25 protein-coding genes, 1 tRNA gene and 1 pseudogene are annotated in these 24,807 nt (G+C 58.6%); 15 read left to right on the top strand and 12 right to left on the bottom strand.

The features are described from left to right. Positions 1–52: 52 nt before the first annotated feature. Positions 53–1,768 carry a glutamate--tRNA ligase gene (locus tag NKH31_RS00360; protein WP_254863149.1) on the top strand — a complete coding sequence of 572 codons (1,716 nt, stop codon included), beginning with the start codon at positions 53–55 and terminating at the stop codon, positions 1,766–1,768. A 4-nt stretch (positions 1,769–1,772) separates the two neighbouring features. Here NKH31_RS00360 and NKH31_RS00355 read toward each other — a convergent pair whose 3' ends face one another. Continuing rightward, on the bottom strand, positions 1,773–1,937 hold the full coding sequence (locus NKH31_RS00355) for a DUF8014 family protein (RefSeq protein ID WP_254863148.1): 165 nt from the start codon (positions 1,935–1,937) through the stop codon (positions 1,773–1,775). A 111-nt stretch (positions 1,938–2,048) separates the two neighbouring features. Here NKH31_RS00355 and NKH31_RS00350 point away from each other — a divergent pair, with 111 nt between their 5' ends. Next, entirely contained in the window at positions 2,049–2,807 is a 759-nt protein-coding gene (locus tag NKH31_RS00350) for an SDR family NAD(P)-dependent oxidoreductase (protein ID WP_254863147.1), read from the top strand. Between the two features lie 16 nt (positions 2,808–2,823). Here NKH31_RS00350 and tmcA read toward each other — a convergent pair whose 3' ends face one another. Further along, positions 2,824–5,190 carry a tRNA(Met) cytidine acetyltransferase TmcA gene (gene tmcA / locus NKH31_RS00345; RefSeq protein WP_254863146.1) on the bottom strand — a complete coding sequence of 789 codons (2,367 nt, stop codon included), beginning with the start codon at positions 5,188–5,190 and terminating at the stop codon, positions 2,824–2,826. A gap of 315 nt (positions 5,191–5,505) precedes the next feature. Here tmcA and rpl7ae point away from each other — a divergent pair, with 315 nt between their 5' ends. The 6 genes and pseudogenes from rpl7ae (at position 5,506) to NKH31_RS00315 (ending at position 8,293) form a co-directional block, all read left to right on the top strand. Further along, positions 5,506–5,868, top strand: a complete 363-nt coding sequence (gene rpl7ae, locus NKH31_RS00340) for a 50S ribosomal protein L7Ae (RefSeq protein ID WP_254863145.1) — start codon at positions 5,506–5,508, stop codon at positions 5,866–5,868. An 11-nt stretch (positions 5,869–5,879) separates the two neighbouring features. Further along, positions 5,880–6,104, top strand: a complete 225-nt coding sequence (locus tag NKH31_RS00335; protein WP_254863144.1) for a 30S ribosomal protein S28e — start codon at positions 5,880–5,882, stop codon at positions 6,102–6,104. A gap of 2 nt (positions 6,105–6,106) precedes the next feature. Further along, a pseudogene (locus NKH31_RS00330) lies at positions 6,107–6,490 on the top strand (50S ribosomal protein L24e); the annotation flags it as partial. A gap of 116 nt (positions 6,491–6,606) precedes the next feature. Beyond that, the gene (gene ndk, locus NKH31_RS00325) at positions 6,607–7,071 is read left to right on the top strand and encodes a nucleoside-diphosphate kinase (protein WP_254863143.1); all 465 of its coding nucleotides are present in this window, start codon (positions 6,607–6,609) and stop codon (positions 7,069–7,071) included. A 246-nt stretch (positions 7,072–7,317) separates the two neighbouring features. Further along, positions 7,318–7,920 carry a superoxide dismutase gene (gene sod, locus NKH31_RS00320; RefSeq protein WP_254863142.1) on the top strand — a complete coding sequence of 201 codons (603 nt, stop codon included), beginning with the start codon at positions 7,318–7,320 and terminating at the stop codon, positions 7,918–7,920. Positions 7,921–8,014: 94 nt separating this feature from the next. Continuing rightward, positions 8,015–8,293, top strand: coding sequence for a DUF5827 family protein (locus NKH31_RS00315; protein ID WP_254863141.1), 279 nt, complete (start codon positions 8,015–8,017; stop codon positions 8,291–8,293). A gap of 15 nt (positions 8,294–8,308) precedes the next feature. Here the strand turns inward: NKH31_RS00315 and NKH31_RS00310 are convergent, their stop codons facing one another. Continuing rightward, on the bottom strand, positions 8,309–8,887 hold the full coding sequence (locus NKH31_RS00310) for an MBL fold metallo-hydrolase (protein WP_254863140.1): 579 nt from the start codon (positions 8,885–8,887) through the stop codon (positions 8,309–8,311). Positions 8,888–9,074: 187 nt separating this feature from the next. On the opposite strand from NKH31_RS00310, the gene NKH31_RS00305 reads away from it, so the two are divergent. The 3 genes from NKH31_RS00305 to NKH31_RS00295 all read left to right on the top strand — a co-directional run bounded on the left by NKH31_RS00305 (position 9,075) and on the right by NKH31_RS00295 (position 11,641). Beyond that, the gene (locus NKH31_RS00305) at positions 9,075–10,202 is read left to right on the top strand and encodes a helix-turn-helix transcriptional regulator (protein WP_254863139.1); all 1,128 of its coding nucleotides are present in this window, start codon (positions 9,075–9,077) and stop codon (positions 10,200–10,202) included. A gap of 92 nt (positions 10,203–10,294) precedes the next feature. After that, a tRNA-Glu gene (locus NKH31_RS00300) sits at positions 10,295–10,369 on the top strand. Positions 10,370–10,537: 168 nt separating this feature from the next. Then, positions 10,538–11,641: a tyrosine-type recombinase/integrase gene (locus tag NKH31_RS00295; protein ID WP_254863138.1), complete on the top strand. Its 1,104-nt coding sequence runs from the start codon at positions 10,538–10,540 to the stop codon at positions 11,639–11,641. Between the two features lie 108 nt (positions 11,642–11,749). Here NKH31_RS00295 and NKH31_RS00290 read toward each other — a convergent pair whose 3' ends face one another. The 3 genes from NKH31_RS00290 to NKH31_RS00280 all read right to left on the bottom strand — a co-directional run bounded on the left by NKH31_RS00290 (position 11,750) and on the right by NKH31_RS00280 (position 15,040). Then, on the bottom strand, positions 11,750–12,562 hold the full coding sequence (locus NKH31_RS00290; RefSeq protein WP_254863137.1) for a nucleotidyl transferase AbiEii/AbiGii toxin family protein: 813 nt from the start codon (positions 12,560–12,562) through the stop codon (positions 11,750–11,752). Positions 12,563–12,564: 2 nt separating this feature from the next. Then, on the bottom strand, positions 12,565–13,173 hold the full coding sequence (locus NKH31_RS00285; RefSeq protein ID WP_254863136.1) for a hypothetical protein: 609 nt from the start codon (positions 13,171–13,173) through the stop codon (positions 12,565–12,567). Positions 13,174–13,936: 763 nt separating this feature from the next. Further along, positions 13,937–15,040, bottom strand: a complete 1,104-nt coding sequence (locus NKH31_RS00280) for a tyrosine-type recombinase/integrase (protein ID WP_254863135.1) — start codon at positions 15,038–15,040, stop codon at positions 13,937–13,939. A 204-nt stretch (positions 15,041–15,244) separates the two neighbouring features. Between NKH31_RS00280 and NKH31_RS00275 the strand changes: the two genes are divergently transcribed. Then, the gene (locus tag NKH31_RS00275) at positions 15,245–15,655 is read left to right on the top strand and encodes a hypothetical protein (RefSeq protein ID WP_254863134.1); all 411 of its coding nucleotides are present in this window, start codon (positions 15,245–15,247) and stop codon (positions 15,653–15,655) included. 48 nt (positions 15,656–15,703) lie between these two features. On the opposite strand, the gene NKH31_RS00270 is transcribed toward NKH31_RS00275, so the two are convergent. From NKH31_RS00270 to xseA, 6 genes are all read right to left on the bottom strand, one after another. Next, the gene (locus NKH31_RS00270) at positions 15,704–16,450 is read right to left on the bottom strand and encodes a beta clamp domain-containing protein (RefSeq protein ID WP_254863133.1); all 747 of its coding nucleotides are present in this window, start codon (positions 16,448–16,450) and stop codon (positions 15,704–15,706) included. A gap of 2 nt (positions 16,451–16,452) precedes the next feature. After that, on the bottom strand, positions 16,453–18,258 hold the full coding sequence (locus NKH31_RS00265) for a transposase (RefSeq protein ID WP_254863132.1): 1,806 nt from the start codon (positions 18,256–18,258) through the stop codon (positions 16,453–16,455). A gap of 663 nt (positions 18,259–18,921) precedes the next feature. After that, a complete protein-coding gene (locus NKH31_RS00260; RefSeq protein ID WP_254863131.1) occupies positions 18,922–19,800 on the bottom strand; it encodes a hypothetical protein in 879 nt (292 codons plus the stop codon). A gap of 143 nt (positions 19,801–19,943) precedes the next feature. Further along, positions 19,944–20,471 (bottom strand): hypothetical protein, encoded by a 528-nt coding sequence (locus tag NKH31_RS00255; protein ID WP_254863130.1) that lies wholly within the window; start codon positions 20,469–20,471, stop codon positions 19,944–19,946. A 327-nt stretch (positions 20,472–20,798) separates the two neighbouring features. Further along, positions 20,799–21,011 carry an exodeoxyribonuclease VII small subunit gene (locus NKH31_RS00250; protein WP_254863129.1) on the bottom strand — a complete coding sequence of 71 codons (213 nt, stop codon included), beginning with the start codon at positions 21,009–21,011 and terminating at the stop codon, positions 20,799–20,801. A 75-nt stretch (positions 21,012–21,086) separates the two neighbouring features. Next, a complete protein-coding gene (gene xseA, locus NKH31_RS00245; RefSeq protein ID WP_254863128.1) occupies positions 21,087–22,322 on the bottom strand; it encodes an exodeoxyribonuclease VII large subunit in 1,236 nt (411 codons plus the stop codon). 200 nt (positions 22,323–22,522) lie between these two features. On the opposite strand from xseA, the gene NKH31_RS00240 reads away from it, so the two are divergent. From NKH31_RS00240 to NKH31_RS00230, 3 genes are all read left to right on the top strand, one after another. After that, on the top strand, positions 22,523–22,768 hold the full coding sequence (locus NKH31_RS00240; protein WP_254863127.1) for a hypothetical protein: 246 nt from the start codon (positions 22,523–22,525) through the stop codon (positions 22,766–22,768). 334 nt (positions 22,769–23,102) lie between these two features. After that, on the top strand, positions 23,103–24,023 hold the full coding sequence (locus NKH31_RS00235) for a hypothetical protein (protein ID WP_254863126.1): 921 nt from the start codon (positions 23,103–23,105) through the stop codon (positions 24,021–24,023). 85 nt (positions 24,024–24,108) lie between these two features. Beyond that, positions 24,109–24,735 (top strand): hypothetical protein, encoded by a 627-nt coding sequence (locus tag NKH31_RS00230; RefSeq protein ID WP_254863125.1) that lies wholly within the window; start codon positions 24,109–24,111, stop codon positions 24,733–24,735. Positions 24,736–24,807 lie beyond the last annotated feature (72 nt).

The following is a 24,807-nucleotide window of genomic DNA, read 5'->3' as shown; positions in this document are numbered from 1 at the left end:
GTGCCGATCGGATCCGCGGATGTTTTGACCGGCGCCCGAGAACGTCCACCCGATGGACGACGAGGTACGCGACCGGGTCGAGCGTGAGGCCGAAAAGCACGCGCTCTTGAACGCGGTCAAGCACGATAGCGAGGCGGACGTCGGGGCGATCATGGGCCCGCTCATGGGAGAGAACCCGGAGTTTCGACCGCACGGCGGGGAGATTCCGGGAATCGTCGGACCGGTTGTGTCCGAGGTCAACGGGCTCGATCCTGCCGACCGTCGGGCGAGAATCGAGGAACTCGCCCCCGAGGAACTGGCCGAGATCCAGGCCGAAGACGAGGGCGACGAACACACCCTTCCGGAACTGCCGAACGCCGACGACTACGACGAGGTTCGGATGCGGTGTGCGCCGAATCCCAACGGGCCGTGGCACGTCGGGCACGCGCGCATGCCGGCTGTCATCGGCACCTACCGGGATCGGTACGACGGCTGGTTCTGCGTTCGGTTCGACGATACCGACCCGGAGACCAAGCGACCGGACCTCGACGCTTACGATGCGATCCTCGAAGACGTCGAGTATCTCGGATTCGAACCGGACGACGTCTTCCGGGCGAGCGACCGCGTCGAGACGTACTACGACCACGCTCGGGAGCTGATCGATCTCGGCGGGGCCTACACGTGTACCTGTCCGGGAGAAGAGTTTAGCGAGCTGAAAAACAGCGCCGAGGCGTGCCCCCACCGCGAGAAGGACCCGGAAACCGTCAGCGAGGAGTTCGAGGAGATGGTCGAGGGAGCCTACGAGAGCGGCGAGATCGTCCTCCGGATCAGAACCGATATCGAGCACAAGAACCCGGCGCTTCGAGACTGGGTCGCTTTCCGCATGGTCGATACGCCGCACCCGCGGGAGGAAGCGAGCGAGTACCGATGCTGGCCGATGCTCGATTTCCAGTCTGGAATCGACGATCACCTACTCGGGGTGACACACATCATCCGCGGGATCGACCTTCAGGACTCGGCCAAGCGCCAGCGGTTCGTCTACGACTACTTCGACTGGGAGTACCCCGAGGTGGTCCACTGGGGCCACGTCCAGCTCGACGCGTACGACGTTCCGATGAGCACCTCCTCGATCAAGGAACTGATCGACGACGGCGAGCTGGACGGCTGGGACGATCCGCGCGCGCCGACGATCGGCAGCCTCCGACGGCGAGGAATCCGCGGAGAGGCGATCACCGAAGCCATGATCGGTCTCGGCACGTCGACGAGCGACGTCGATCTCGCGATGAGTACGATCTACGCGAACAACCGCGAACTGATCGACGACGAGAGTGACCGGCGCTTTTTCGTTCGCGACGGGACCGAACTACCCCTTGGCGGCAGCCCGCCCGGAGAGGCGACTCCCCCGGTACACCCGGACCACGACCGGGGCGTCCGCGAGATCCCGGTCGGCGACGCCGTCAGACTCGAACCGGCGGACGTCCCGGATCGACAGGAACGCGTCTGGCTCAAAGGGCTGGGCTGTTTCCAGTACACGCGTGATACGTTACAGTACACGGGAGCGGACATCGAGGTGGTCCGGGAGGACGACGTCGACGTCGTTCACTGGGTGCCAGCCGAGGAGAACGCGCCGGTGACGATGCGGACGCCGGAGGGCGACGTCACGGGGCACGCGGAACCCGGCGTCGGGTCGCTCCCGACCGACGAGGTCGTTCAGTTCGTCCGGGTCGGATTCGCCAGAATCGACGCCCACGAGGCCGACGAGACGGTGACGTACTTCACCCACCCCTGATCGCTCACCCGAGTAAGTCTTCTCCCGCGTCCGGTTTCGGATCCGCGACGACGCCGTCCTGGCGGCCGAGAACGCGGCCGTGGGCGGCACAGACGAACCGGTTGTCGTCCCACGGAATGTGGAGTTCGACGACGGCCGGCCGATCGCAATCGCCTTCGCTGCAGTCCATAGCTTCATCTACGCCCCCACCGTCGTCAGTATTTCCGTTGGTGCGTGTCTCCCGTCACCGGTCGACCGCCGCGTCGAACCAATTTTGTCGCTGGTCGTCCAATCGCAATCCATGACTCGCGGTGCGATCGTCGTCGGGGCGTCATCGGGGATCGGCGAAGCGCTCGTTCGAACGCTCGCCGAGCGGGGATACGACGTCGGATTGGCGGCCCGGCGGACCGACCGTCTGAACGAGATCGCCTCCGAAATCCCGACGACGGCGCACGTGGCCACGATGGACGTGACCGAAACCGACTCGGCCCGGGAGACCTTCTTCGCCCTGGCCGAACGAATGGGGCGGGTCGACCTCGTCGTCGTCAGCGCTGGCGTTGGCGAACTAAATCGATCCCTGGAATGGGAACCGGCGAGCGAGACGGTCGCGGTGAACGTCCGCGGCTTTACGGCGATCGCGTCGGCGGCGATGGCCTACTTCGAAACCCGCGCCGAAGCGCCGACCGACGGGTCGAACCGCCGGTACGACGGCCATCTCGTCGGAATTTCCTCCGTAGCGGCGCGCTTCGGTAATCCCGGTGCACCGACGTACAACGCCTCGAAGGCGTACGTCTCGCGATACCTCGAGGGGTTGCGCACGCGACAGGAGACGCGGCCGACGAACGTGACGATCACGACGGTCGAACCCGGGTTCGTCGACACCGAGATGGCGATGGGCGAGACCCTGTTCTGGATGAGTTCGCCGGAGACGGCTGCTGCCCAGATCGCTACCGCGATCGAGAAGCGACGATCGCACGTCTTCGTCACCCGCCGGTGGCGACTGGTCGCCTGGCTGTTCGAGGTGCTCCCGGAACCGATCGTCAGACGGCTGCTCACGTAGGATCGCACAGAACGGGTTACTCGTTTCCTAAAAATCGAGTGCGAAGCGAACGAACGGTCTCCGCAGATTCGTCTCCGACGAGGTCCGGATTCGTCCCGTAGTGGGTGACGAGCGGAGTGAGCGCCGCACCGAACGATCGCATACACTGGCCGGGAGAGTGATAGTCGAGTTCGTCCGCGACGGCCGGCCACGAACCGGCTTGCAGCCCGCGGCGGACGAAGAGCCGTTCTTCGCGCTCGGAGCGCTCGATCGAGTCCGGCCGTTCGATCAGGTATCGGACGAGAAGCGGCCGAAACGGGCCGGGATCGACGTCGAACAGGCCGGGGCCGTAGGCGGCGCCAGCGATCACCCGCCAGTCGTGCGGTCGGTCGGTGAGTGCGGGCGCGGCGTCGTCCGGAACCGAAGCGAGAATCGCCCTGGCGGTATCCGCGTCGAGATCGTCAAGGGCGTCGGAGAAGACTGCCGGCACTCTGCGCGCGAACCATCTCGCGTGTCGGTCGACCAGCGACCGTCCTGCATCACTGGTCGGTGAGAGGACGATCGCCGAGTACTCGCCGCTGCGGTCGTTACGCGTGGTGGAGGTGTGAGTCGTCCGATAGCCGTTTTTCGTCCAGAACCGAAGCAGTTCCGGCGTCGCACCAAAGCCCGACCCGAGCCAGTCGACGGCCGATGCGAACTCCGCGGCAATCTCCTCGAGGAGACGGGAGCCGAGGCCCCGAGATCGAACGGCGTGATGGGTCGCGATCCTCACGATCCGGTAGCCGATCGTTCGGCCGGCGGCCTCGTCTCTGAGCTGACTCGTCAACACGTCAGGGATCATGTTCCCGCGGATCCGGTCGCCGTCGTACATCTTCTCTCGGGTGTTGCGGTCTAATCCGCCCTCCCGGGCGAGCAGGGCGACGGCAACGACGTGTCCGTCGTGTTCGAGCGTCCGGACGACGATGTTCGGCGCGTCCAGCAACCGCGCGAGATCCGTCGGTTCCGTTCGGTAGTGTGCGAGCACGAGGAGCCCGAACGCCTCGCGTAACCGGTGTTCGTCCGCGGCAAGATCGGCAGACGACGGTCGGCAGTAGTTGACCGATTCCGTCGACGCCTCGGAGACGAGCGGCTCCACCGGTGGTCGCGCGTCGAGTGCGAGGACGCGAAACGCCCAGGTTTCGATCGGATCGCCGGCCGCGTACCGGATCGGCTCCGTGAGCGTCAGGTCCGTCAGGTCGTGATCCGACCGTTCGAGCCGCTCTCGAAATCGAACCGAAAACCCGCGACCCGCCCCTTCGTAGCCGTGAACCGTGGTGGCGTACGCGACGCGGTCCGTTCGGAGCGTGGCGTCGAGAATCGACACCGGCAGCGCGGCCGCCTCGTCGACGATGACGACGTCCGGTTCGTCGATCCAGTCGTCGACGTCCGTCACCGGTTCGAACCGGACCGCTCCGCCGGTTCGACTCCGGAGGTCGCTCTCGGGCGAGACCTCCGCGTCACCGTTCGAACGCGACTGTTGGGGCCCGATCGCGGAGCCGTCGACGGATTCGGTCGCGTCTTGGTCGGTGAGTATCTCGGCCGCTCTGGCGAAGACTTCGACGGCGTTGTCCTTCGACGGAGCCGTTACGACGACGTCGCGTCCGGCGATGGCGAGCGAGCCGGCGGCCAGGCCGGCCGCGCTCGACTTCCCGCGACCGCGGTCCGCTTCGAGGACGACGGCCTGCCGTCCCCGATCAGTGGTGGTGAAGCCCTCGAACGCGGCGACCGCGTCCACCTGATCCGCCGTGCGACAGGCATCGAACGCCTCTATCGGGAATTCAGTTCTCTTCGGAGTACGATCGATTCGCGATTCGTCGCTCGACAGTCCATCCAGCCGCGGTGGCGGATCCGTCGATCCATCGCGTTCGATCCGGTCGCGATCGACGTCGACGACGGCGATACCGGGGTGCGTCGTGAGCGTTTCGACCAGCCGCGTTCGAACGTGTCCGGAGACGTCCTCGACGTCGAACGGCGGCGCTGTCAACGTTTCGTCGAAGCTATCGCGCCGGTCGGGCCACGATTCGAGCGGCGGGGTCAGTAACACCACTAGCCCACCGCCGTCGACCGCTCCGACGACGCTGCCCAGGGCGTTCGGCCGAAACGCTTCGTGTCCGTCCACGACGATGACCGTTCGGGTCGTCCCGAGCAGCTGATCCGCCCTCGATTGGGTCAGGTGCGGACAGCGAAGTCTATCTTCCGGGCCGACGAGCGTCGTCTCCGAAATTCCGACGTCGAGCGCAGCGAGTGCCTCGTCAAGTGCCGCGTAGGCCGCCGATCGATCATCCCCCGCGAGCACGATGAGTCGGCGCTCGTCGGTCGCCAGCGCCTCAGCGCGAAGCTCTGTCGCGAGGGCACGCACGTCCATGGCCACTCATAGTGATCCGACGACGGTAATTCCACCGTTCGGTATCGACGGTGGGTTGGCGTCTTAGGTATCACTCGTCCGCCGCCGTTTCACCCAACGATCGAACGTGCGCCACCGTGTCACTCCGAATTTTGTTTGAACACGCTTTTATGGGGGGCACCGCTACTGAGGAGTACACCCTACGCGGGGTTGATGATGCTCCTAGCCGCACAGGAACTCCGCCGGATGCCGGGCGACAGCCCGATCCGGTACGGGGCACCCAGCGCCCCACCGGCAGGGGAGCGCGAGCCCGCGCGTAGGAGAGGTGAACAACCAATGTCAGTCTACGTCACTATCGACGTCCCGGCCGATCTTCAAGAGGACGCCCTAGAGGCCCTCGAGGTCGCCCGAGACACAGGACGCGTAAAGAAAGGAACGAACGAAACCACCAAAGCGATCGAGCGCGGCAATGCGAACCTCGTTTTCGTCGCCGAAGACGTCAGCCCCGAGGAGATCGTCATGCACATTCCGGAACTCGCAGACGAGAAGGGGATTCCGGTCGTCTTCGTCGCGACGCAAGACGACGTCGGTCACGCCGCCGGCCTCGAGGTCGGCTCGGCCGCCGCCGCGATCGTCGACACTGGCGAAGCCGAAGACGACGTCGACGACATCGCCGGGAAGATCGAGGACCTTCAGTGAGGTGGTGATAGATGAGCGCTGAAGAAGGAGAGGGCGGCTCGACGCCCGCGGAAGTCATCGAGATTGTCGGCAAGACAGGTATGCACGGCGAAGCCATGCAGGTCAAGTGCCGGATCAAAGAGGGCGAAAACCAGGGCCGTATCATCACCCGAAACTGCCTCGGCCCGGTCCGCGTGGGGGACATCCTCCAGCTGCGCGAGACCGCTCGCGAGGCCGATTCGATCGGAGGACAGTAACGATGGTCGAGAAACGAACGTGTGACTACACAGGCGAAGAGATCGAACCCGGAACGGGCATCATGTACGTCCGAAACGATGGAACGGTGCTCCACTTCGTCAACTCGAAAGCCGAGAAAAACTACCTGCTCGGACGCGAACCTCGCGATCTGGAGTGGACCGAGGAGGGTCGTCGCGGCAAAGCGCCGGCACAGGACGAAACGCCAGCCGAGAAGTCGGACGCGACCGACGAGCAGGCGGGTGCCGACGTCGACGACGACCAGGTCGAAGAGAGCGATGTCGAAGCTGACGACGAACCCGCAACGAGCGATCAGGCCGAAGCCGAGTCGGAACCCGAAGACGAAGTTCGCGACGAATCGGAGGAGGACGGGTCGGACGATTCCGAAGATGACGAAGCGGTGCCGGCGACCGACGCCGACGACGTGACGGCCGACGACGAGGACGTCCCGACCGACGAGGTCGACGCAACCGACGAGGGCGAATCCGAGGAGGGTGAACAGGCGTGAGCGATCACGAACGGACGTTCGTCATGGTGAAGCCCGACGCATTCGCCCGAGGGCTGGTCGGTGACGTTATTTCCCGACTCGAAGGCCGCGGGCTGAAACTCGTCGGGATCAAGGTGGAGACCATGCCCCGCGAACGGGCCGAAGAGCACTACGCCGAACACGAGGACAAGCCGTTCTACGACGACCTCGTCGACTTTATCACGTCCGGTCCCGTCGTCCCGATGGTCTGGGAGGGCCAGGACGCAACCCGACAGGTCCGTCAGATGATCGGTGCGACGGACCCCCTCGAAGCCGAATCGGGGACGATCCGTGGCGACTTCGCGCTCGACCTCGGTCGGAACGTCGTCCACGCCGCCGACCACGAAGACGAGGGCGCGAACGAACGAGAGATCGCGATTCACTTCGACGAGGACGAACTCGCCGAGTACGACCAGCACGACGCGGGCTGGCTCTACGAGTAACGTCGTCTACGCGACACCGGTTTCTTTTCGCCCAATCCAACTCTCCAAGAGTGGGACTATTCGACGTCTCCGATTTGCCTCTCTGTTCGGTGAGAAACCGTTAACACGTAGTTCGTGGTGGGACAGTGGGAGGGAGGTTTCGATACGCGATCTCCCCGGCGAGGATCGCTCGCAGTGGGTCGTGTTATCGTTTCCCTCCTCAACGTTTAACAGTCGCGAAATCGAACACATACGCGGGTGTCCACAATGACTGATCACGAACTTCCACCACTACCGTACGATTACGACGCGCTCGAACCGGCGATCTCAGAACAGGTAGTCACCTGGCATCACGATACGCACCACCAGGGCTACGTCAACGGGCTCAACTCGGCCGAAGAAACGCTCGCCGAAAACCGCGAGTCGGGCGACTTCGCCAGCTCCCCGTCGGCGATGGAGGGTGTTACACACAACGGCTGTGGCCACTATCTCCACACGCTCTTCTGGGAGAACATGTCGCCGAACGGCGGCGGCGAACCCGAGGGTGACCTGGCCGACCGTATCGAAGCGGACTTTGGCTCCTACGACGCCTGGAAGGGCGAATTCAAGGCGGCCGCCGGCGCCGCGGGCGGATGGGCGCTGCTCGTCTACGATCCCGTCGCCAAGCAACTGCGCAATCTGAAGGTCGACAAGCACGACCTCCACGCGCTTTGGGGTGCACATCCCATCCTCGCGCTCGACGTCTGGGAGCACTCGTACTACCACGACTACGGTCCGGACCGTGGTTCCTTCATCGACGGGTTCTTCGACGTGGTCGACTGGGACGACGTCGCCGACGAGTACCAGACCTGCGTCGACCACTTCGAGTAACGATCCGACTCACGTTTTTTCATAGCGACGATGCGGAGTGTCGAACGGGTACGTGCCGGGAGATTTAGGACCCGGTCGTACGTACGGTAATCGTATGCCACGACCGAAATCGGAGTTCGAAGAGATATTTCCGTGCGATTTCTACGAACCGGCAGATTTGCTCGCTTCGGATGCGATGTACACGGTTTACGAGATCGCCCGGTTGTTACAAGGTCTCGAGCCCGACGCGGAACTCGAACGGGACACCGAAGACATCTTGCTCGATTGGGCGATTCCGTGGATCATGGTGAACGCGGACGAACTGGTCGTCGCCGAGCCGAGAAGCGACGACGAACCGGGCCACTACGGGCTGGCCGAGACGACTTCGGACTGAGTCGAAACCCCGCGTTTACAGCTCTCGTGCCGTTCGACCGGCCAGTTCGATGTGGTCGTAGGGGTCCGTCGTAACGCTCGGGCCGTGTCCGACGTGCATTTCTCTGAGCGCCGGATCGACCGTCTCTAGGACTCGGTCGATACTCGCTACGAGCGTCGCGCGATCGCCTTCAGGAAGGTCGGTCCGGCCGAATCCGCCGTTCTGGAAGACGAGGTCGCCGGCGAACAAAATCCCCGGATCGGCCGCGTAGAGACAGACGTGATCGTCCTTGTGTCCCGGCGTGTGAACGACGACGTAGTCGTCCTCACCGAGCGTGACCTCCTCGCCATCGGTCAGTTCGCGGTCGACGCCGTCGACCGTCGAATCGTACCCCCACACCTCGACGTCGAACGCCGAGGCCACCGCGGGAACGTTACCGACGTGGTCTGGGTGGGTGTGCGTAAGTACGACCGCATCGAGTCGATCGCTTCGATCTTCGATTGCCGAGACGACGTCGAAGTTCGAGCCGGCGTCGACGAGGACCGTTCGCGATCCGTCGACGAGAAACGCATTACTGGTGAACGCCCGAACGCCGGAAGCGAGATTTTCGATCATGGCATCCGGTTAGCGGTCGGTCGGTTAGTGCCTGTCGTCCACGCCCGGTGGACGACGCTGGTGAGCCGAGATTCGCGCAGTGCCTGGTGACTCAAAAACTCTTTGAGGTATCCCCCCGACGTCTAGGTGAATGCATCGGTCGACGCTCTTGGTCGTCGTCATCTGCTTGTCGGTCCTCGGAATCGGTATGACCGTTGCGTTAGCCGGATCCATCGACGGTTCACTGGCTGACGAGGGCGTCGAACGCATCGACGCCGATCCCGCACCGACCGCGACGGGATCACAGACCCTCTCGATCGATCAGGAATTCGACCGAACCACGTTCGACGTAACGGTCGACGAAGACGGAACTGCGCGGTGGACGTTCGAGTACGAACGACCGCTCGATTCCGACTCGGAGCAAGCCGACTTCGAGTCTTTCGCGGAGACGTTCGAATCAGAAGAGACCGATCTGTACGTCAGATTTACCGATCAGGCGACGTCGCTGGTCGCGTCGGGGGCCGATCACACCGATCGAGAGATGTCGGCGACCGAGTTCGACCGAGAGGCGACGGTCGAGAACCCGATCAATCCGACGGGAGTCGTTCGCATGTCCTTTACCTGGGAGAACTTCGCCGAAACGCACGACGACAGGGTCGTCGTCTCGGACGTCTTCGAGGGTGGATTCTTTCTCATGAGCGATCAGTCGCTCGTCTTCCGCGCCGGTGACGGACTCACGTTCGAGACGATTCGTCCCGAAGGTCAGTACGCCGGTGACATACAAGACGCTCCGTCTGTCACCTGGTCCGGCGAACGTGACTTCGCGGACGCACACCCGTACGTCGTGTTTGCCTACGACGAGGCGGCTCTCGGGACGGACGACGCCGATAGCGGGCTACTTCCGGGATGGCTTCGGTGGGTCGGTGTACTGGTACTGGCCGCCCTCGTCGTGGGTATCGTCGCAATCGTCCGTCGGCGGCCGGAATCGATTCCGAAACCGATCGCCGACGCGCTTTCGATCGAACCGACCGACGGACCGACAGCGATACACCAGGAGAAATCGGCAACCCCCGAGGCGAGTGCGGAGCTCGGTGCCGATACGGTCGAATTACTCTCGGACGAAGATCGCGTTCGAAAACTCATCGAGGAAAACGGCGGGCGGATGAAACAGGTAAAGATCGTCGATGAGACGGATTGGTCGAAGTCGAAGGTGAGTATGTTGCTTTCGGAGATGGAAGATGACGGAACGATCAGCAAACTCCGCGTCGGTCGTGAGAATATCATCAGCCTCCACGGGTTCGAACCGGAAGCCGTTCGGTCGTCTCACGACGAGTGACCACCGCCGGTTCCGGGCGGTTCGACCCGCCCATCGGGGGGAAACGGAACGCTTAAACACCGGACGACGTAACGAAATACTGTACGACACCGGCTCCGATGGTGTAGTCCGGCCAATCATATTGCCCTCTCACGGCAATGACCTGGGTTCGAATCCCAGTCGGAGCATCCTTTTCCCGTCGCCGTCTCCCGATTTCTTAGCCCGTGCTTACCTCACGTAAACATGAATTCGAACGGCAATGCGATTCAGAGGACCGGGTTACCCCGACGCCGTACAGCGATTCCGACTATTTGCCCTGCAATCCGATTCGCAGGATTCCTTCGAGGGTGGTCGGAATGGATCTAAGCGAGTACGCGCTCGTTCCAGGACCGACCGAAGACCGACTCGGCGAACGACAACTCGTCGATTACCGAACCGAGCGAGAAGCCATGGTCAAGTGGCTGCTCGCGTTCGGCATCGAACCCGAAAAAGCAAACGGGTACGCCGAAAGCACGGTCAAAAACCGGATCTACCGAATGGATCAATTCCTCCGGTTCGTCTGGGACCAGGAAGGCCAGTACACCACGGCCGTGACTCACGACCACGCCGATGCCTGGATGCAGGAACTGGCCCACGCCGAGTGCAGCGACACTCACCGCGACCTGTGTCAGAAAGCCGTCCGGATGCTGTTCAAATGGCGTGCGTACGAACGCGGCGGCGAAGAGTGGGAGCCAACGATCACGTTCAGCTCAAACGACGGCACCACGGCCCCGCGAGACTACCTGACGCTCGATGAACGGAAACTGATCCGCGAAGCAGCGCTGGAGTACGGCTCCATCCCCTCGTACAACAACGTCTCGCCGACCGAACGACGCGAGATCAACGCGTATCTCGCCCAGCGATTCGAGAAACCGGTCGAGGAAATCACCGAACGAGAGTGGGAGCGTGCGAACAGTTGGAAGATCCCGAGTCTCGTAAGCGTCAGCCTCGACGCGGCCTTACGACCGATCGAGGTCGAACGAGCGGTCACGTCCTGGGTCGATATCGATAACGGGATCTTGCGAATCCCGATCGAGGACAGCTCGAAAAACGAAGACAACTGGCACGTCAGCCTCAGCACGCGAACGATCGACATGCTCGACCGGTGGCTCGACCAGCGCGCGACGTACGACCTGTACGACGGGCGCGACGAGCTGTGGTTAACGCGCGAAGGAAATCCGTACGGGTCAGCCTCGCTCAGACGAATCCTTCACCAACTGTTCGAGATCGCCGGCATCGATCACGAAAACCGGAAATGCAGTTGGTACGTCATCCGGCACTCCACCGGTACGTACATGACGCGCGAAGAAGACCTCGCAGCGGCCCAGACCCAACTCCGGCACAAAAGCCCAAAATCCACCCTTAAATATGATCAAACCCCCCTCGAGGACCGCAAAAAAGCGTTAGATCGTATCGGGTGACGGGCCCGTCGACACGCTTGGGCGGCCTCACAGCTGGCGAGTACGATGGTATAGTGAGCCGGTGATTCATCTCGCGGGGACAGTTGTGTGGTCTCCGGTGTGACTGGGTTACCGAAGTAACCGGGTAATGGATCCGCTGATGAGTTGTGGTTCAATCTGGAGGAGCGTAGCTGCGTCTTCGAATACTGGGTCGTCAACTGCGTCCGCAAATTGCGTTAAGTCGGAGTGTGAGACGTGTTCCAGTGCGCCGGTTTTCACGTCCGTGTAGTCTGTGACGTACCAGAGGAGCGCATGGAGGTCAGCGACATCCTTCACTCGTTTGTGACTCTTGTCTCGATCCGGGAGCGACCGGATTTTCATCGCAGCCAGTAATTCTGGCGGGGCAATCAGTTTGTTCGCAGGCGGCGACCATGACACATACTCCGCTAACTGCTCACCGCTGTTCGTTTCGAACACCGGTGCCAGGAGTGGTTCCGCTGGCGGTTTGAACCCGAACACGTCTCGGAATTTGTCTAGCTCCGTAGTGTCAGGGATAACATCGACGTAGACTTGAAACACCTCGTGCAAGCTGTGTTCGCTGGCTTCGGCTTCGCTGATTCGTTCTTGGCTGTCGCGGAGGAAGTTCTGAACGAAGCCGAAGCGACTCTTCGTATACCCTAACTCTTCGATTGCTGAGATCGAGTCTTCAACCGGTGTTTCCTGGAAGTCCTCCCCACTCCAACTTGCATCGACGTGGACGCCGAGATCGATGTCTCGTGATCCGATGTACTCGCGGCCGTGCGCTGAGTGGAATCCGGGGGTTACGTGAAGATGGACAGCCCACCCGCCGAGCAGACATACCGGGGGTTGGGCTGCTTCAAACACTGCCTGGAGTTCTTGTTCGGAGAGTTCCGTGATCTGCGGCACGTAGTATTGTCTCACCACTATTGGTCACCATGATACGAATCGATGAGTTTCTTCGCCGCTTGCTCACACGGTCCGCCCTCCGCAAGCAAATCCAGAATTAGTTGCGGGATAGACACAGTCGAGAAGCCATCGACTGCCTGCTGATTGTAGAAGACGTGGTCGTCAAGGACTCTGATTCGAGTATTTCCACCGCCTAGCAATCCGTTCTCCTCGACGATTGCAAGCCAGTCGTTGATTTCCTCCGGAGAAATGTAGAAGTCAGTGGTCGAGGTGAAGAGAAAGCCCTGATTCAGATTCTCTGCTTGGTATGTCGTTAGCGCGTACTGCAAGTCAGTCTCTGCTAGCCGGTCCATCGGGTACTGGAGGGACACCTCCAATTGATTCGGCTCGATCCGCTGGTCCAACCAGGTCCGGTACAGTCCCACTGGTGCCTTGACCTCAGTACCCTCGACTAAACCCTTTTCTTCGAGTGATTCAGTGTACTGGCGCGTCCACGGTTCAGACGCACCAGAAAGCTGTGCTAACCGGTACTTCGTCAATTCATCTCCCGTGTGATTCAACAGGACCCGGATGATCCGATCCTTGTTGAATCCGCGTTCCCGGTCAGGCTGCTCCAATATCGCCATAATACATTGGTTAACGTTCGGGCTTATATGTCTAACCAATGCGTTGGCTGAGCCGGCCACTTAAGTTCTGAGCCACACAGTCTAGAAACCACTTGCGTTCAATATGTCTTAGTACTGATCTATTGCGAACCTTGCAAGTCCCGCCTTAGTCCGTTTCACAGTTACGCGCTGGATTCAACACGGTGCGATAAGCATCTGTAAAGGCTGATAAGAACGTTGGCGCTCGCCACGTGCAACCTTCGATCTCCAAGCCTGGGGTGTGTATTCAAGAGAATAATTTATCGAAGCAGGATTAGCTGTAAGCCTGTTTTACGTGCCCTGTAGTTTCTGGTAATTAACCAGGTGGAAGCAGCAATTGAGTAGTCCAACCATCCCCGTTGGAGTGAGAGTCCATCCGGATTGGAAGGATTCGTTGGCAGCATCCGGCCCGTTTGTCGCGCCGTTTGGCCCGATTTCGGCCCGCTCAGGTCGAGAAAGGCGATTCAACCTTATAAAAACCCGGATAGTTGCCTCTGAGGCAACTTCGACTCGCAGGATCAATTCCGGGGCTCATCGAACTCGTTCAGACCAAAACGGGCACAAACCGGTCGCGCTCATCAACACAGCAAGAACCAGTCCCAGTAACTCACTCCGAGTACACCGAGGAGTATTCTCTCCGCAACAAGTATCGGTGGCAGGAACTCCGATCGTCGTCACCCCTCGAACCGTTCGACTCGCGTCGAGCCCAGTCGCACGTAGTCGAAAAAGGAAAACAGTTGCCTGGTTAGATCCGGTTCAGGTTATCGCGGACGTCCTCGTCCGGCGGGTGGATGTAGCGAAGGGTAGCCTCGATCGTTTTGTGTCGCAGTTGGCGACGAACGTCGTCGATGTTGTCCGCGACTCTCGCGTAATGCGTTCCGAGCGAGTGCCTCAGTGAGTACCACGATATGTTCCGGTCACTGATATCGACGCCTGCGTCTTCCAAGAGTTTTCGCAGGTTTCGGCCGAGCGGGCCGGACGAGTACGGATTACCCTCGCGCGTCAGCCAGATGAGGTCGGTGTCATCGTACGCGGGTTCGGCCGCTCGCTGCCGGAACCACCGTTCTAACGTATCGGCGGTTCGCGACGTAATCGGATTCTCCCACCTCGCATCGTTTTTCACCGAATCCGATTTCGGAACTTCGAGTGTCTCCTTCGAGAGGTTCACCCACTCGACCTTTGCGGTCGCGACTTCGATCGGTCGAAGCCCAGTGTCGAGAGACAGGTAGATTAAGCTCGGGTATTTCCAGCACGTGTTCACTCGTTCCCAATCGTCTTTCGTGACGTCGGCTTTCGGCTTTCCGAGTCGCTGCGCGAGTTCCGCTCGAATCCGATCGCGTTGTTCTGGTGTACAGTTGTTGTATCGAGTGATGGTGTTGTATTCGAGGACGTGCTCGCGGAGCACGGAGCGTTCTTCGAGCGTGATGGGGTCGGCCATTGGTCGTTCCGGTTGTTCCGCTTCGAACAGCGTGTGTGGCCGCCAGGGCTGGTCGCCGCGTTGATCAGCGCGCCAGCGTTTCATCGCGAATACGGCGCACACGTGTTTGCGTTTCGTCGAGGCGGCGTACGGCGACCCGTTTTCTGTCGTGAGTTCGTCGTCTTCGAGCTGTTCGACGTACCAGGTGGCCAAGTCGTTCGTGATCTCTAGGGTAAAGCCGCCGTGTCGTAGCCAGAGGTGTGGCAGTGCTTTGCCGAGTCGTTTGAGGTAATTCTCCGCGCTGCTCTCTTCGTACCCAGTGGGGTTCCGTGCGTTCGGTTCGATCCCTCGCGTCACCATCCACTCGTAGCACTCATCTAACTCTTTGAAGAAGTGAACCGCTCGTCGGTGTCCCAGAACATCTTGAAACATGGACTGCAAAATCCGTTTCGAGGGTGATTCCTCGATTTCTTCACTCTTGCCGGAACTACTCATATGATTGTCCAGGGACGGGGTAAATAAATTCGAGAACAGATGACGAGAGGTAGACAGACCCAAAGGATTAAGTATAAACTCGGGTTTTGACGCTCTCTCACGCCGAGGGTTTATACGTATCCAGCTTATTCACAATTTAGAATGTCAGGAACTGATCGTGTAAGTACCTTTCTCACCCACGCCGGCGGCTACGAACTATGTACAGCACTCCTCGAATCATCACGCACCCGGCAACAACTCATCACGATGATCGATGTGCCAGAACGAACACTCGACCGCCGACTGACGGAAGGCGAAACGGTAGGGGTGATCAAGCCAGTCCCAACGACCAGCACCGAACTCGTATTCACCGTGAACAAGTCCGCGATCCCCGACCATCACCGACAAATCATCGACGATTTAGCCGCGTACTTTCAAATCCACCCTACCGACGAGAATTTCGACGATATCGAACTCCATCGTCGCAAGATCAACGGTATCGAGCAACCTTTCGACGCGGCCGAAATTACCGCTCACGCCGATGTTCCCGGTGGCGACACTACGTTCTACTAACCCCGACGAACCATCACTGACGCTCGTTCTTTCTCACTCGCGCTCTGACTACGAATCCGATGATAGGGGTGCCAGTGCAAATCGAGTAATCGCTGACGTTTCGACGTGCTTGCCAGACATTGTAAGGACTCCCTCGATGTTCACCTCGAAGGTCAGAAAATCAGTACGCGTATAGAGGCTCTGATGCATTTCCCGGAGCTTCTCGACCGGATATGTTGGCTTCACCGGTGGTTCTGGATGCTCAGTGATTACGTCGCCGGTCACTCGGCATCGCATATCGTCTGCTTCCCCAGTTGCGGTAAACTCTACCGAATCATCACGATCGGCGTTGATCGTAATTGACGGCCCACAAAGGTCAGCCGCTTCGAGGCTCCGACGTAGCGATCTAGCGTTACTCCGGCAACTGAATCTAAACGAGTCCTGTCGATCAGTCCAACCCGTTTGTTGCCGAATATTCTTACCATCTATTCCGTCGCTATTGACCACTAAATCCGGGGCGATCACCCTGATGGAGTCACTGTGCGGGGGCGTCCGTATCTGGACAGGGCTGGCCGGGTCAACCAACTTGAGATACGCATCCAACGCGTCTACACGCACGCCTATAGCGGACGTTTCTGCGGAGTACGCATCAAATTCGTCAATTGCTACCGTTGTGGTCACGACAGCGTTCTTATCGGCGCTGAGAGCCTGGAGCTGCATCTCCTCGTAACTCGCAGTTAACACCGCTTCATTAACGAGCGCGGTGGCAGGAGCAATCACGTCGCGAAGCCCGCTGGCAGCTATCGTCCCCTCCATGGTTACTCCGTCTCTGTAAACGCCACGTCACGGATCGCGGTGAGTAACTCGTTCCGTGTAACGGTGAGGGGAAGATTGTACGTTGGTGAGAGCGTGCGGTTGATCAGGCTGTGCCAGTTAATGAACAGTGTCGCAATATTGGCACAGTAAATCCGGGCTCGCACGTTCTGGCTGGCTGTGTTAGGGAGTACCCGTTTAAACTGACGGTTGGCTGTTTCAACGTTCCATCGGTAGTCGTACCGGAATTTGATAACCTCTGGTGTCGTCTCTACGTCATCCATATCGGTGAGATAGACAGTATGAGTGCTTGCACTCCCATCAGGATCGAGCACTTGGTCAGTAGTCCTGAAGTTGATGAGCGTTTGTTGCCTGTGCAGCTTTTTTGGGATGGCGAACGCGTTAGGTCGGGGTTTTGCGCTCGTTGCTTCAATTTCTTTTATGAACCCGGGTTCATCTGATGGAGTTTTCTTAATGAAATCCTCGATCGAATCGTAATTTTGAGCTTTAATCACCCACTGTTTCCCAAGGCCTGTCCGCAGCGCTTCAATCACTGAGCCGTCGTAGAACTCTTTGTCACAGAATGCGTACCTGGGTTCAGCGTTCGCGGTGGCAGTCGAGAGCAACTCTTCGAGGACGCTCGCGTGTCGATCTTTGCTTCTCACGTGCACTGCTCCGAAATTCACCCTGACATCGGAGTTGAATCCGACGAGGAGCGCGAACACCCATTTGGGTGTCGCGTCTTTTTCCGGCCGTCGTTTGCCAATTGTCGCATCCATCTCATCTCCCCACCAAATGATTTCGGTCGTGTCGAACGCGAGATCGATCGGATCGTCAAATAGGCCGCGGGCGGCGAATCGATCAAACACCTGGCTGTGAGCGGTCGCAAACTGCGATTCAATCTTGTCCAGATCTAAGGCGGTGATGTGCTTGAGTAGACCATCACCACCTGGAACGACTGCGTCGCCGAATACCCAACCCGCGGTATTCTGTGCTCGCGTGAGACCGACTTGTTGTAATGTGCTGTGTGCGAGCAAACCGATGTACTGCTCGATCGAATACGAGACACGAGATGAATCTCGATTAAATGAGAGAGCAGTACTCGCGTCTGCAAGAAGTTCTCGCGCCCAGTTTCGCAGCGCTTCATCGCGTGTCTCTGGAGAGATATCAAACTCCGTGACGACCGGTGTAGTGTCGAGTTCCCATCGGTCAATTATTTCTTCGGGGAGCGGATGGCCTGATCGCCAAATCGCGTGAACGATACACTCACTTACCGCAGCGAAAACTGATCGCAACCGAGCCTCTCGAAGGAGGTTCCGGCGTCGATAGAACGATGCGGTACTCGGCACCTCTGCTAGGCCAATCCGGTTTGCGGTAGATGGATGGTCCTGCAGGTATTGACGGAGTCCTGGCATCGAGTCGATTTTCCAGACGTCGTGAACCAGGATCGCGTACGTGTATGGGCGTTCGATTGGTAACGTTCCAACGTCGATCTCGAACGCCTCGAATACCCTCTCAGCGACATCGATTACTGCTGTATCGAACGCTTCCGGACTTCTCTCGACGTCCCAAAGGTCGCGGTTGTAAATGGCAAGTTGTGCAGTGATGTGGGCTCTGCGTCGTAATTCCGCGGGATCAGCAACTGGATGGGAGACCGTAACGTCAGCACCCCGTTCTTCGATATTTGTCCCGGTATCTGTGTTACCCTCACTAACATCGAGGGTTGCACTGTAGTACACTGGGACCCCGAGATCTTTCGCTGCCAGGTCTGCATGTACGACAGTAGGTTTCTCTGGTGATTTTTCTGCCATTGCAATTGAAATTGGCCGGTTCGCCAAGGAAAAGCGTTTGCCCAATTGATAAAATAAAACGCAATGAAGATTCAACCCTCAATTCCACACAGGATATGCATCTCGAACACCTCGACCCTTCTAGTTACGAAACGTCACGTAAAACCTCACTGCCCTCGGCTGGTTTTGACGTTCACAACCCAGCGTAACTTGCGTGATCGAGTAACGCAATTGGACAGTAACTGACCCAAATTGAAATCTCTCTTCTACAAAATTCACCCTTTAGAAACCTTCTCTATAAGAATGTGAATTATAGCATCAATTCCTCAAAACTTGGGAGGGGGGCGAGTTAGATACTTGTCCATTGAATCACGGTATTCCGCGTGAAGCACAGAGTTCCACCGTTGAAGGAGGGAGCATTTCGTGTGAAACGCAGTGTTTCACGGTTGAAGAAGAGGGTATTTCGTGTGAAACGCAGTGTTTCACGGTTGAAGAAGGGGGTATTCCGTGTGAAACGCAGAGTTTCACGGTTGAAGAAGGGGGTATTCCGTGTGAAACGCAGAGTTTCACGGTTGAAGGTGGGTGTATTTCGTGTGAAGCGCAGAGTTTCACGGTTGAAGGTGGATTGTCGTGAACGCTGTTCAAGCAGGTTGAAATGGTGTTGCTGAGAGTATTTCTCTATTCTTAGGGCCGGTAGCAACGTGAAGATTGTGCGTATTCGATCGATCGCTGGCTGATCGCGACGTTCATGTCCGCGTGTTCGGAGAGATCGAGGAAGCCAACGCTGCCGGTAAACCAGAACGTCTTCCGTTCGTTTTCCTTCAGGTGATAGCTAACACTCCCTGCATGATGGCCGGCGTCCGGCTCGACCGATTTATCTTCGTGAATAGACCCGTCGCTGACACCGACCGCTATCTTGCGAGTACAACTCGAACAGTTCTGGAACGTGATCGCCGATTCGTACCACGGTTTCTTCTTCCCCTCATGGAACTCTGGTGAGAGTTCACCACACTTGAGCGAACACGTCCGCCCACCTGCTTCCGGATCACCTTCCGGGCACGTTTTCTCCCGTTTGGTCGTCCGTTTCGCATCGGGATCTGGTCGGTAACACTGTTCGGTCGGGGCGCGTTCGACCGACCGCTGCGTGATAGCGACGTTCATGTCCGCCGGTTCTGAAAGATCGAAATTATTGATGCTACCCGTGTACCAGAACGTCTTTCGCTCCCCTGCTTCGATATGGTACGAGAGTACACTCGACTGGTCGGATACGTGCGGTTCCGACTCGCGCTTGTCACTAATGTGCCCGTCCGTTACCCGAGCACCGATCAATCGAGTACAGGTCGAACAGTTATGGAAGGTGAGCTTCGACTCGTACCATGGCTTCTTTTTGCCGTCGCCACGCTCTCCCGGAAGTTCGTTGCATGTGAGTGTGCAGGTCCGTCCTCTGTAAGATGGATCCCACTCCGGACATTTCTCATCCTGTGCCAGTGCAGGATCCGCGAGTGCAGACAGCCCAGCCACACCACCCACCGCACCGAGTATTGCGCGCCGTTTCGGATTCACATCCGATTCACCGGTCGTATACATTGTCTCTCAGGTCGTGGTGAACCCGTCGGAATCCACCACGACCCTGTACTTGTCACTTATCCAAACACCCCGTGCGAGCGACCTTCTCGGTTGGTGAAAAAAGAGTCGGCGGATTCCGCTTACGCGTTGAGCTCGTCGCGGAATCGGGTACGCAGACTTTCGAGCCCTTCGGCGAACGTCAGTGGCGCCAACGACTCGAAGTGGTCCGCTCGGTACACATGCGTGTAGTCGGACAACCGCTCGTCTCCCGGCGAAAATTCGGACGCCTCGACCCCAAACTCGTACTCACGATCTAACCCATCTATGTCCGGGAAGACGAGTCGATACCGATCGGTCCCGAAAGCGAATTCACGCTCATCGAAGTCGAACGCTTCGGGGGTATGGACGGTGAAGATCACCAACCCCGTTTCATCGATAGGCACGTGCGCAGCGAACCGTACACAAGAGATTTCGTCAAACTCTTCTTCGATTGCAGCGGTGACCTCTTCGAGAGTGACTGATTCAACAGTTTCATCGAGACATCGATTAATGACGTCCTCACGACTTTCGCCTTCACGACGACGGTTATCGATGCGGAACGCAATATTTTCTGCTGGCTTGTTTGAACCGCTCTGTGCTGCTGTGTCATTTGTGGATTTTTGCTCCATTGTTAAACAGCAAACAGTAAATGAAAGGGTTACTTAAAAACCTCTGCCCTGAGATCAAGCTCTACCCTCGCCATAATCAATCCACCAACCGTCACGAGCGAATCACGTACAAGCAACACCGAAGCAGCACGACGCGACTATTCCCCCACCACCTCTTTCTCGCATCAAAACCCACCCTGAAGCTGATTCCACCTCGCATATTTCGAGTCAGCAGCCTGCAAAAGGGTTCTACGATCGCCGAACCTTCAGGTGAATCCGTCCACCATGCAATTCCACCAGAAACTATTGATCAAATACCCTCACGGACGAAGGGGGTACCCATTCCAGTCATTCCCAGTCATCTACGTCGGCGTCGCTGCTGTCGATCTCGATGATGTCACCATCACCTGCGTCAAGCGCGTCGCGCAGCGCTTCAAGGTGATCATCGGCCTCTACACGGAGTTCCTTCGCGGAATCTAATCCAATCTCACCGTCCTCGAGCGTCTCAGCAATCTCCTCCAGACGCTCGATCCTGCCTTTGATATCAACGTCAGGGGTCATACGTCACGATGTGTGCCGGTCACCATGAATCTACAGGACGTGCAACCTACGCTCCACCCGATCCTCCATTACTCTCTACAGAAGCAACAAGAGGACGAGCGCCGTTCCGATGAGTAGAAGCGCAACTAACGCGGCGACGACGATTCGGAGTCGCCGGGCTTCGGCGGTGCCAGCCGCAACCCGTGCGTCCGTTTCCAGATCCCGGTACGCGGTGTCGATTCGCGTGTCGAGGGTCTCGAGTTCTCGCTCGACGCGTCGGTCGTACGCCCGGTCGATTCGCGCCTCAAGGTCGCCGACGCGACCCCGGGCCGCTCGAGCCGTCACAGCCTCGGTTTTCGCCTCGTGCTTGACCGTCTTGAACGCATTTTCGATACGCCGTTCTAACGTGCCCAATCGATCGTCGACCAGGCCGTCGTACGTGACGTCGATGTACCGTTCAAGTTGCCCAATCGATTCGTTGAGGGCTGCCCCGTTCGGTGTCGTCGTGACCCCGGCGTCGGTGGGTGTCATCGCACGGCGGTCGGCGACCGCCTCGGCCAGCGTCTCGTCGTCTTCGTGACCGACGGCGACGACGACCGGCGTCAGGCAGTCGGCGATCGACCTGACGACCGCCTCCTCGTTGAAACACCAGAGATCGGTATCGGAGCCACCTCCGCGAGTGACGACGATCACGTCAACGTACGCGTCCCACTCGAGTGTCTGGATCGCCCCGACCAGCGAGGGGACCGCGTTCTCACCCTGCACGGTCGCGCCGCAAAGCCTGATCGACGTGTGTGCCCACCTGGATCGAACGGCGCTAACAAAGTCCTCGCGAGCGGACCCCGAGAGCGAGGTGACGACGCCGATGCAGTCGGGATACTCCGGGAGGGATTGTTTTTGTAACTCGTCGAGCAACCCTTCCGCTTCGAGCGCCGATCGAAGCTCGGCAAGCTCACGCGACCGGTCGGAATCGCCGACCGGCCAGTAGTCGCTGACGACCAGTTGCGTGTCGCCGCGTTCGGGGTAGAAGTCAACTGATGCGCGCACAATCGCCTCAGTACCATTTTCGAGTTCACGGTCGAACCCGTCAACCGCAAAGCTCCAGGCCAGACAGGAGATCACAGCTTCGTCCTCAAGATCACGAAGCTCGAAGAACGTCCCGAAGTCGTAGCGATTCACCTCCGCGATTTCACCGACCACGTAGGTCGGAAATCGATCGCCGGCGCGATCCAGGACCGCCTCGATCTCGCCGTTCAACCGGGAAACCGACCACGCCGAAGACGCAAGCTCAGCCGTTTCGACCGTCGTCGATCCCTCGTCGGTGCCCGCCATCACTGGTTTGCATTCTCGACACAGGATATAATTCTGTCCGCACAATCTGAACCGCTTCGAAGTCTCAAGAAGGATTTATTAAGCGGATCTCCTTATCCGTTCCAAATTCTTACCCACAGTTGAAGCGCTCGTCGTGTCCGGAACGTCCGAAGAGTTGACGGCGAGAAACGTTATGAATGTATGACCAGCTCGAGATGATTATGGGATACGATGTGTGCGAACTCGAGACCGAGGACGATCAGTCGACTGTTCGCGTGGATACGTGGGACGCAACCGGTCGTCACTGGCTGTACTATTTCCGAGAGACGACAGACGGTGAGTTCGAGTTGTTTGCCACGGCGGACGTTCCCTACGAGGGCGACCGGATCGAGACGGAGTTCGGCATCACGAGTGCCGAAGAGAAGCTTCAGCGGGAGGGATACGAGGTGTGTCCGTACCAGCATTAAGACGAGTTCGTTCCAGTTGTGCAGTCCGAGCGGGAACCAGACGACCGTTGTTCACGAATGCCGAGAGTCGTCTCAGGCGCTAATATAGCTCGGAATGGTAGTGAATCGCATGTCAACAACGCTCGCACGATACTTAGACGTCGAGAGCGAGGACGACCTGACACGGATCGTTTTTGGAATCCTCGAACTCATCGGGCCGCCGGTGCTGGCAGAGGTACTCGAATTACCTGACGACGCGTTCTCCGACGACGTGCGAATCGAGTTTCACGACCGTATCGATCCGCGCGCGACACGAATCCCAGACGTAACCATCGAGGATGACCGGACGACCGTCATGATCGAGGCGAAACTCGGCACGGAGTTCGACCCCGAGCAACTACAAGAGGAACACGACGACCTGCAACGATTCGGACGAGCCCAGAAACACCTGTTTCTCGTCTCAGGTCACGACTCACAACCCGCCTCGCTCGATGATCTCGACCTCGAACACGCAGAATGGCTGGGGTGGAGAGAGATAGCGATCGGTATCTCCCGATGTGATCGCTCGAAACTTTCGAAATCCCAGCAGGGACTTCTAGACCTGCTACGATCGAAGCTCGAAGAGGAAGGCTACGTGCCGTTCACCGGCTTTCCGGACCAATTGCTCGACGATTTACCCACCGTCTGGGAACTCTCGAAGCAGTATCACAGGTACATCGCGCGGTTTCACCGCGACGTCGAAGGACGCCTCAGCGAAAGCGGTCTTCAGGCGAAAAACATGTGGCGTGACGGCATCTCCCAGGACTTCAACCGGTTTCCAGGCGAGATGAAATTCGTCCCTACCCATCTGTGGATCGCCTACGGCAAGCCGGAGTTCGCGATCAACAACAAAAACCAGCACTACCTGTTCGTTGCCTTCTGCGTCGAAGGCCGCCGGACGCCCGCCATGCGTGTCGGCTACTCTGTAAGCCCAAAGCAAAGCGAAGCATCACGTGAGATGCTTATCGAGTGCGCCGACGAGATCGTTGAGTTCCTGACCGAACACGAGTGGGCGTTGCTATGCACGGATTGGAATTTCAACGTCATCGATCGGGTGGACGAACCGTCAGAGATGACCACCGTTCTGAAAGGAGCGGATGCACTTGGTGATTTTGACCGAGTCCAAATCGCGGCGGAGTACGACCCCGAACGCCTTGCCGATCACCGCTTGGCCGAGCAGGTCGCCGACGACCTTGTCGAGTTCCACAAGTTCACTCTGCCTCGTCTCTACCCGTGACGAGTGAGGGGGATAGGTTATTGAACGGTGAAGAGTCCTCACGGCTGACCTTTAAGACAGACCGACTGTTAGTTAGTTTGCAATAATGACTTCGAAACGAGAAGACGACCACCCTCAACCCGTAACAATTGACGGTGAATCCATTCGATCCTCAACACACCTCCGCACTCACGACAGCACGAACAATATCACGTACCACCTCGCCCAACTCAAGAACGAGGAGTGGGTCCACTGGCAAGTCACCTACACAACACAAGGCCAGAACGAAACCGTGCTGCAACGCGGTACCAGACTGACCATCGAGGAATACCCACTCGATTCAGACACAGTCACATCCGCGCTCAACGATGCAATTGAACGGCATTTTGATGCAACCTCACCGGACCTCGATCAATCTGACCTCACCACATTGGAACAAAATACAACGGAAATCGCTGCGCACATCGCTGACAGTTGGGCTGGCGCTTCCGAAGCCGCCATCGGGAGTTATCTCCACGATCAAGCACTGGGCGTCGGTAAAACCACGCTCTGGATGCGTAACATAGGCGAGACAAAACCTCGTCTCATACAGAACATCCTCGACGAATTCGACCTCTCCAGCCAACCAGCTTCGGAAACCGTGATCGACGCACTGGACGTCGCTGTGTCAAGCGAACGCAGCGCCTGGTTACAACCTCACATGATGTTCGAAGCTGAACTAGTAATTGAATAATTTTCACAATAATGTGGGCCCGGCACGTGACGGCGACATGCGACCCTAGGGCTCAATCCTAACGGATTGACA

Origin of the sequence: Halovivax gelatinilyticus (genome assembly GCF_024300625.1) — an archaeon.
GTDB classification, from domain to species: domain Archaea; phylum Halobacteriota; class Halobacteria; order Halobacteriales; family Natrialbaceae; genus Halovivax; species Halovivax gelatinilyticus.
The sequence above is the reverse complement of the archived record's forward strand: the minus strand, read 5'-3'. Positions and strand labels throughout refer to the sequence as shown.

What these genes read in the sequence shown, in the direction of transcription:
- NKH31_RS00360 (WP_254863149.1), top strand. Translation starts at nt 53, where the DNA reads ATGGACGACGAGGTACGCGACCGGGTCGAGCGTGAGGCCGAAAAGCAC.
- NKH31_RS00355 (WP_254863148.1), bottom strand. Translation starts at nt 1,937, where the DNA reads ATGGACTGCAGCGAAGGCGATTGCGATCGGCCGGCCGTCGTCGAACTC.
- NKH31_RS00350 (WP_254863147.1), top strand. Translation starts at nt 2,049, where the DNA reads ATGACTCGCGGTGCGATCGTCGTCGGGGCGTCATCGGGGATCGGCGAA.
- tmcA (WP_254863146.1), bottom strand. Translation starts at nt 5,190, where the DNA reads ATGGACGTGCGTGCCCTCGCGACAGAGCTTCGCGCTGAGGCGCTGGCG.
- rpl7ae (WP_254863145.1), top strand. Translation starts at nt 5,506, where the DNA reads ATGTCAGTCTACGTCACTATCGACGTCCCGGCCGATCTTCAAGAGGAC.
- NKH31_RS00335 (WP_254863144.1), top strand. Translation starts at nt 5,880, where the DNA reads ATGAGCGCTGAAGAAGGAGAGGGCGGCTCGACGCCCGCGGAAGTCATC.
- sod (WP_254863142.1), top strand. Translation starts at nt 7,318, where the DNA reads ATGACTGATCACGAACTTCCACCACTACCGTACGATTACGACGCGCTC.
- NKH31_RS00315 (WP_254863141.1), top strand. Translation starts at nt 8,015, where the DNA reads ATGCCACGACCGAAATCGGAGTTCGAAGAGATATTTCCGTGCGATTTC.
- NKH31_RS00310 (WP_254863140.1), bottom strand. Translation starts at nt 8,887, where the DNA reads ATGATCGAAAATCTCGCTTCCGGCGTTCGGGCGTTCACCAGTAATGCG.
- NKH31_RS00305 (WP_254863139.1), top strand. Translation starts at nt 9,075, where the DNA reads ATGACCGTTGCGTTAGCCGGATCCATCGACGGTTCACTGGCTGACGAG.
- NKH31_RS00295 (WP_254863138.1), top strand. Translation starts at nt 10,538, where the DNA reads ATGGATCTAAGCGAGTACGCGCTCGTTCCAGGACCGACCGAAGACCGA.
- NKH31_RS00285 (WP_254863136.1), bottom strand. Translation starts at nt 13,173, where the DNA reads ATGGCGATATTGGAGCAGCCTGACCGGGAACGCGGATTCAACAAGGAT.
- NKH31_RS00280 (WP_254863135.1), bottom strand. Translation starts at nt 15,040, where the DNA reads ATGTTTCAAGATGTTCTGGGACACCGACGAGCGGTTCACTTCTTCAAA.
- NKH31_RS00275 (WP_254863134.1), top strand. Translation starts at nt 15,245, where the DNA reads ATGTCAGGAACTGATCGTGTAAGTACCTTTCTCACCCACGCCGGCGGC.
- NKH31_RS00270 (WP_254863133.1), bottom strand. Translation starts at nt 16,450, where the DNA reads ATGGAGGGGACGATAGCTGCCAGCGGGCTTCGCGACGTGATTGCTCCT.
- NKH31_RS00265 (WP_254863132.1), bottom strand. Translation starts at nt 18,258, where the DNA reads ATGGCAGAAAAATCACCAGAGAAACCTACTGTCGTACATGCAGACCTG.
- NKH31_RS00255 (WP_254863130.1), bottom strand. Translation starts at nt 20,471, where the DNA reads ATGGAGCAAAAATCCACAAATGACACAGCAGCACAGAGCGGTTCAAAC.
- NKH31_RS00250 (WP_254863129.1), bottom strand. Translation starts at nt 21,011, where the DNA reads ATGACCCCTGACGTTGATATCAAAGGCAGGATCGAGCGTCTGGAGGAG.
- xseA (WP_254863128.1), bottom strand. Translation starts at nt 22,322, where the DNA reads ATGGCGGGCACCGACGAGGGATCGACGACGGTCGAAACGGCTGAGCTT.
- NKH31_RS00240 (WP_254863127.1), top strand. Translation starts at nt 22,523, where the DNA reads ATGGGATACGATGTGTGCGAACTCGAGACCGAGGACGATCAGTCGACT.
- NKH31_RS00235 (WP_254863126.1), top strand. Translation starts at nt 23,103, where the DNA reads ATGATCGAGGCGAAACTCGGCACGGAGTTCGACCCCGAGCAACTACAA.
- NKH31_RS00230 (WP_254863125.1), top strand. Translation starts at nt 24,109, where the DNA reads ATGACTTCGAAACGAGAAGACGACCACCCTCAACCCGTAACAATTGAC.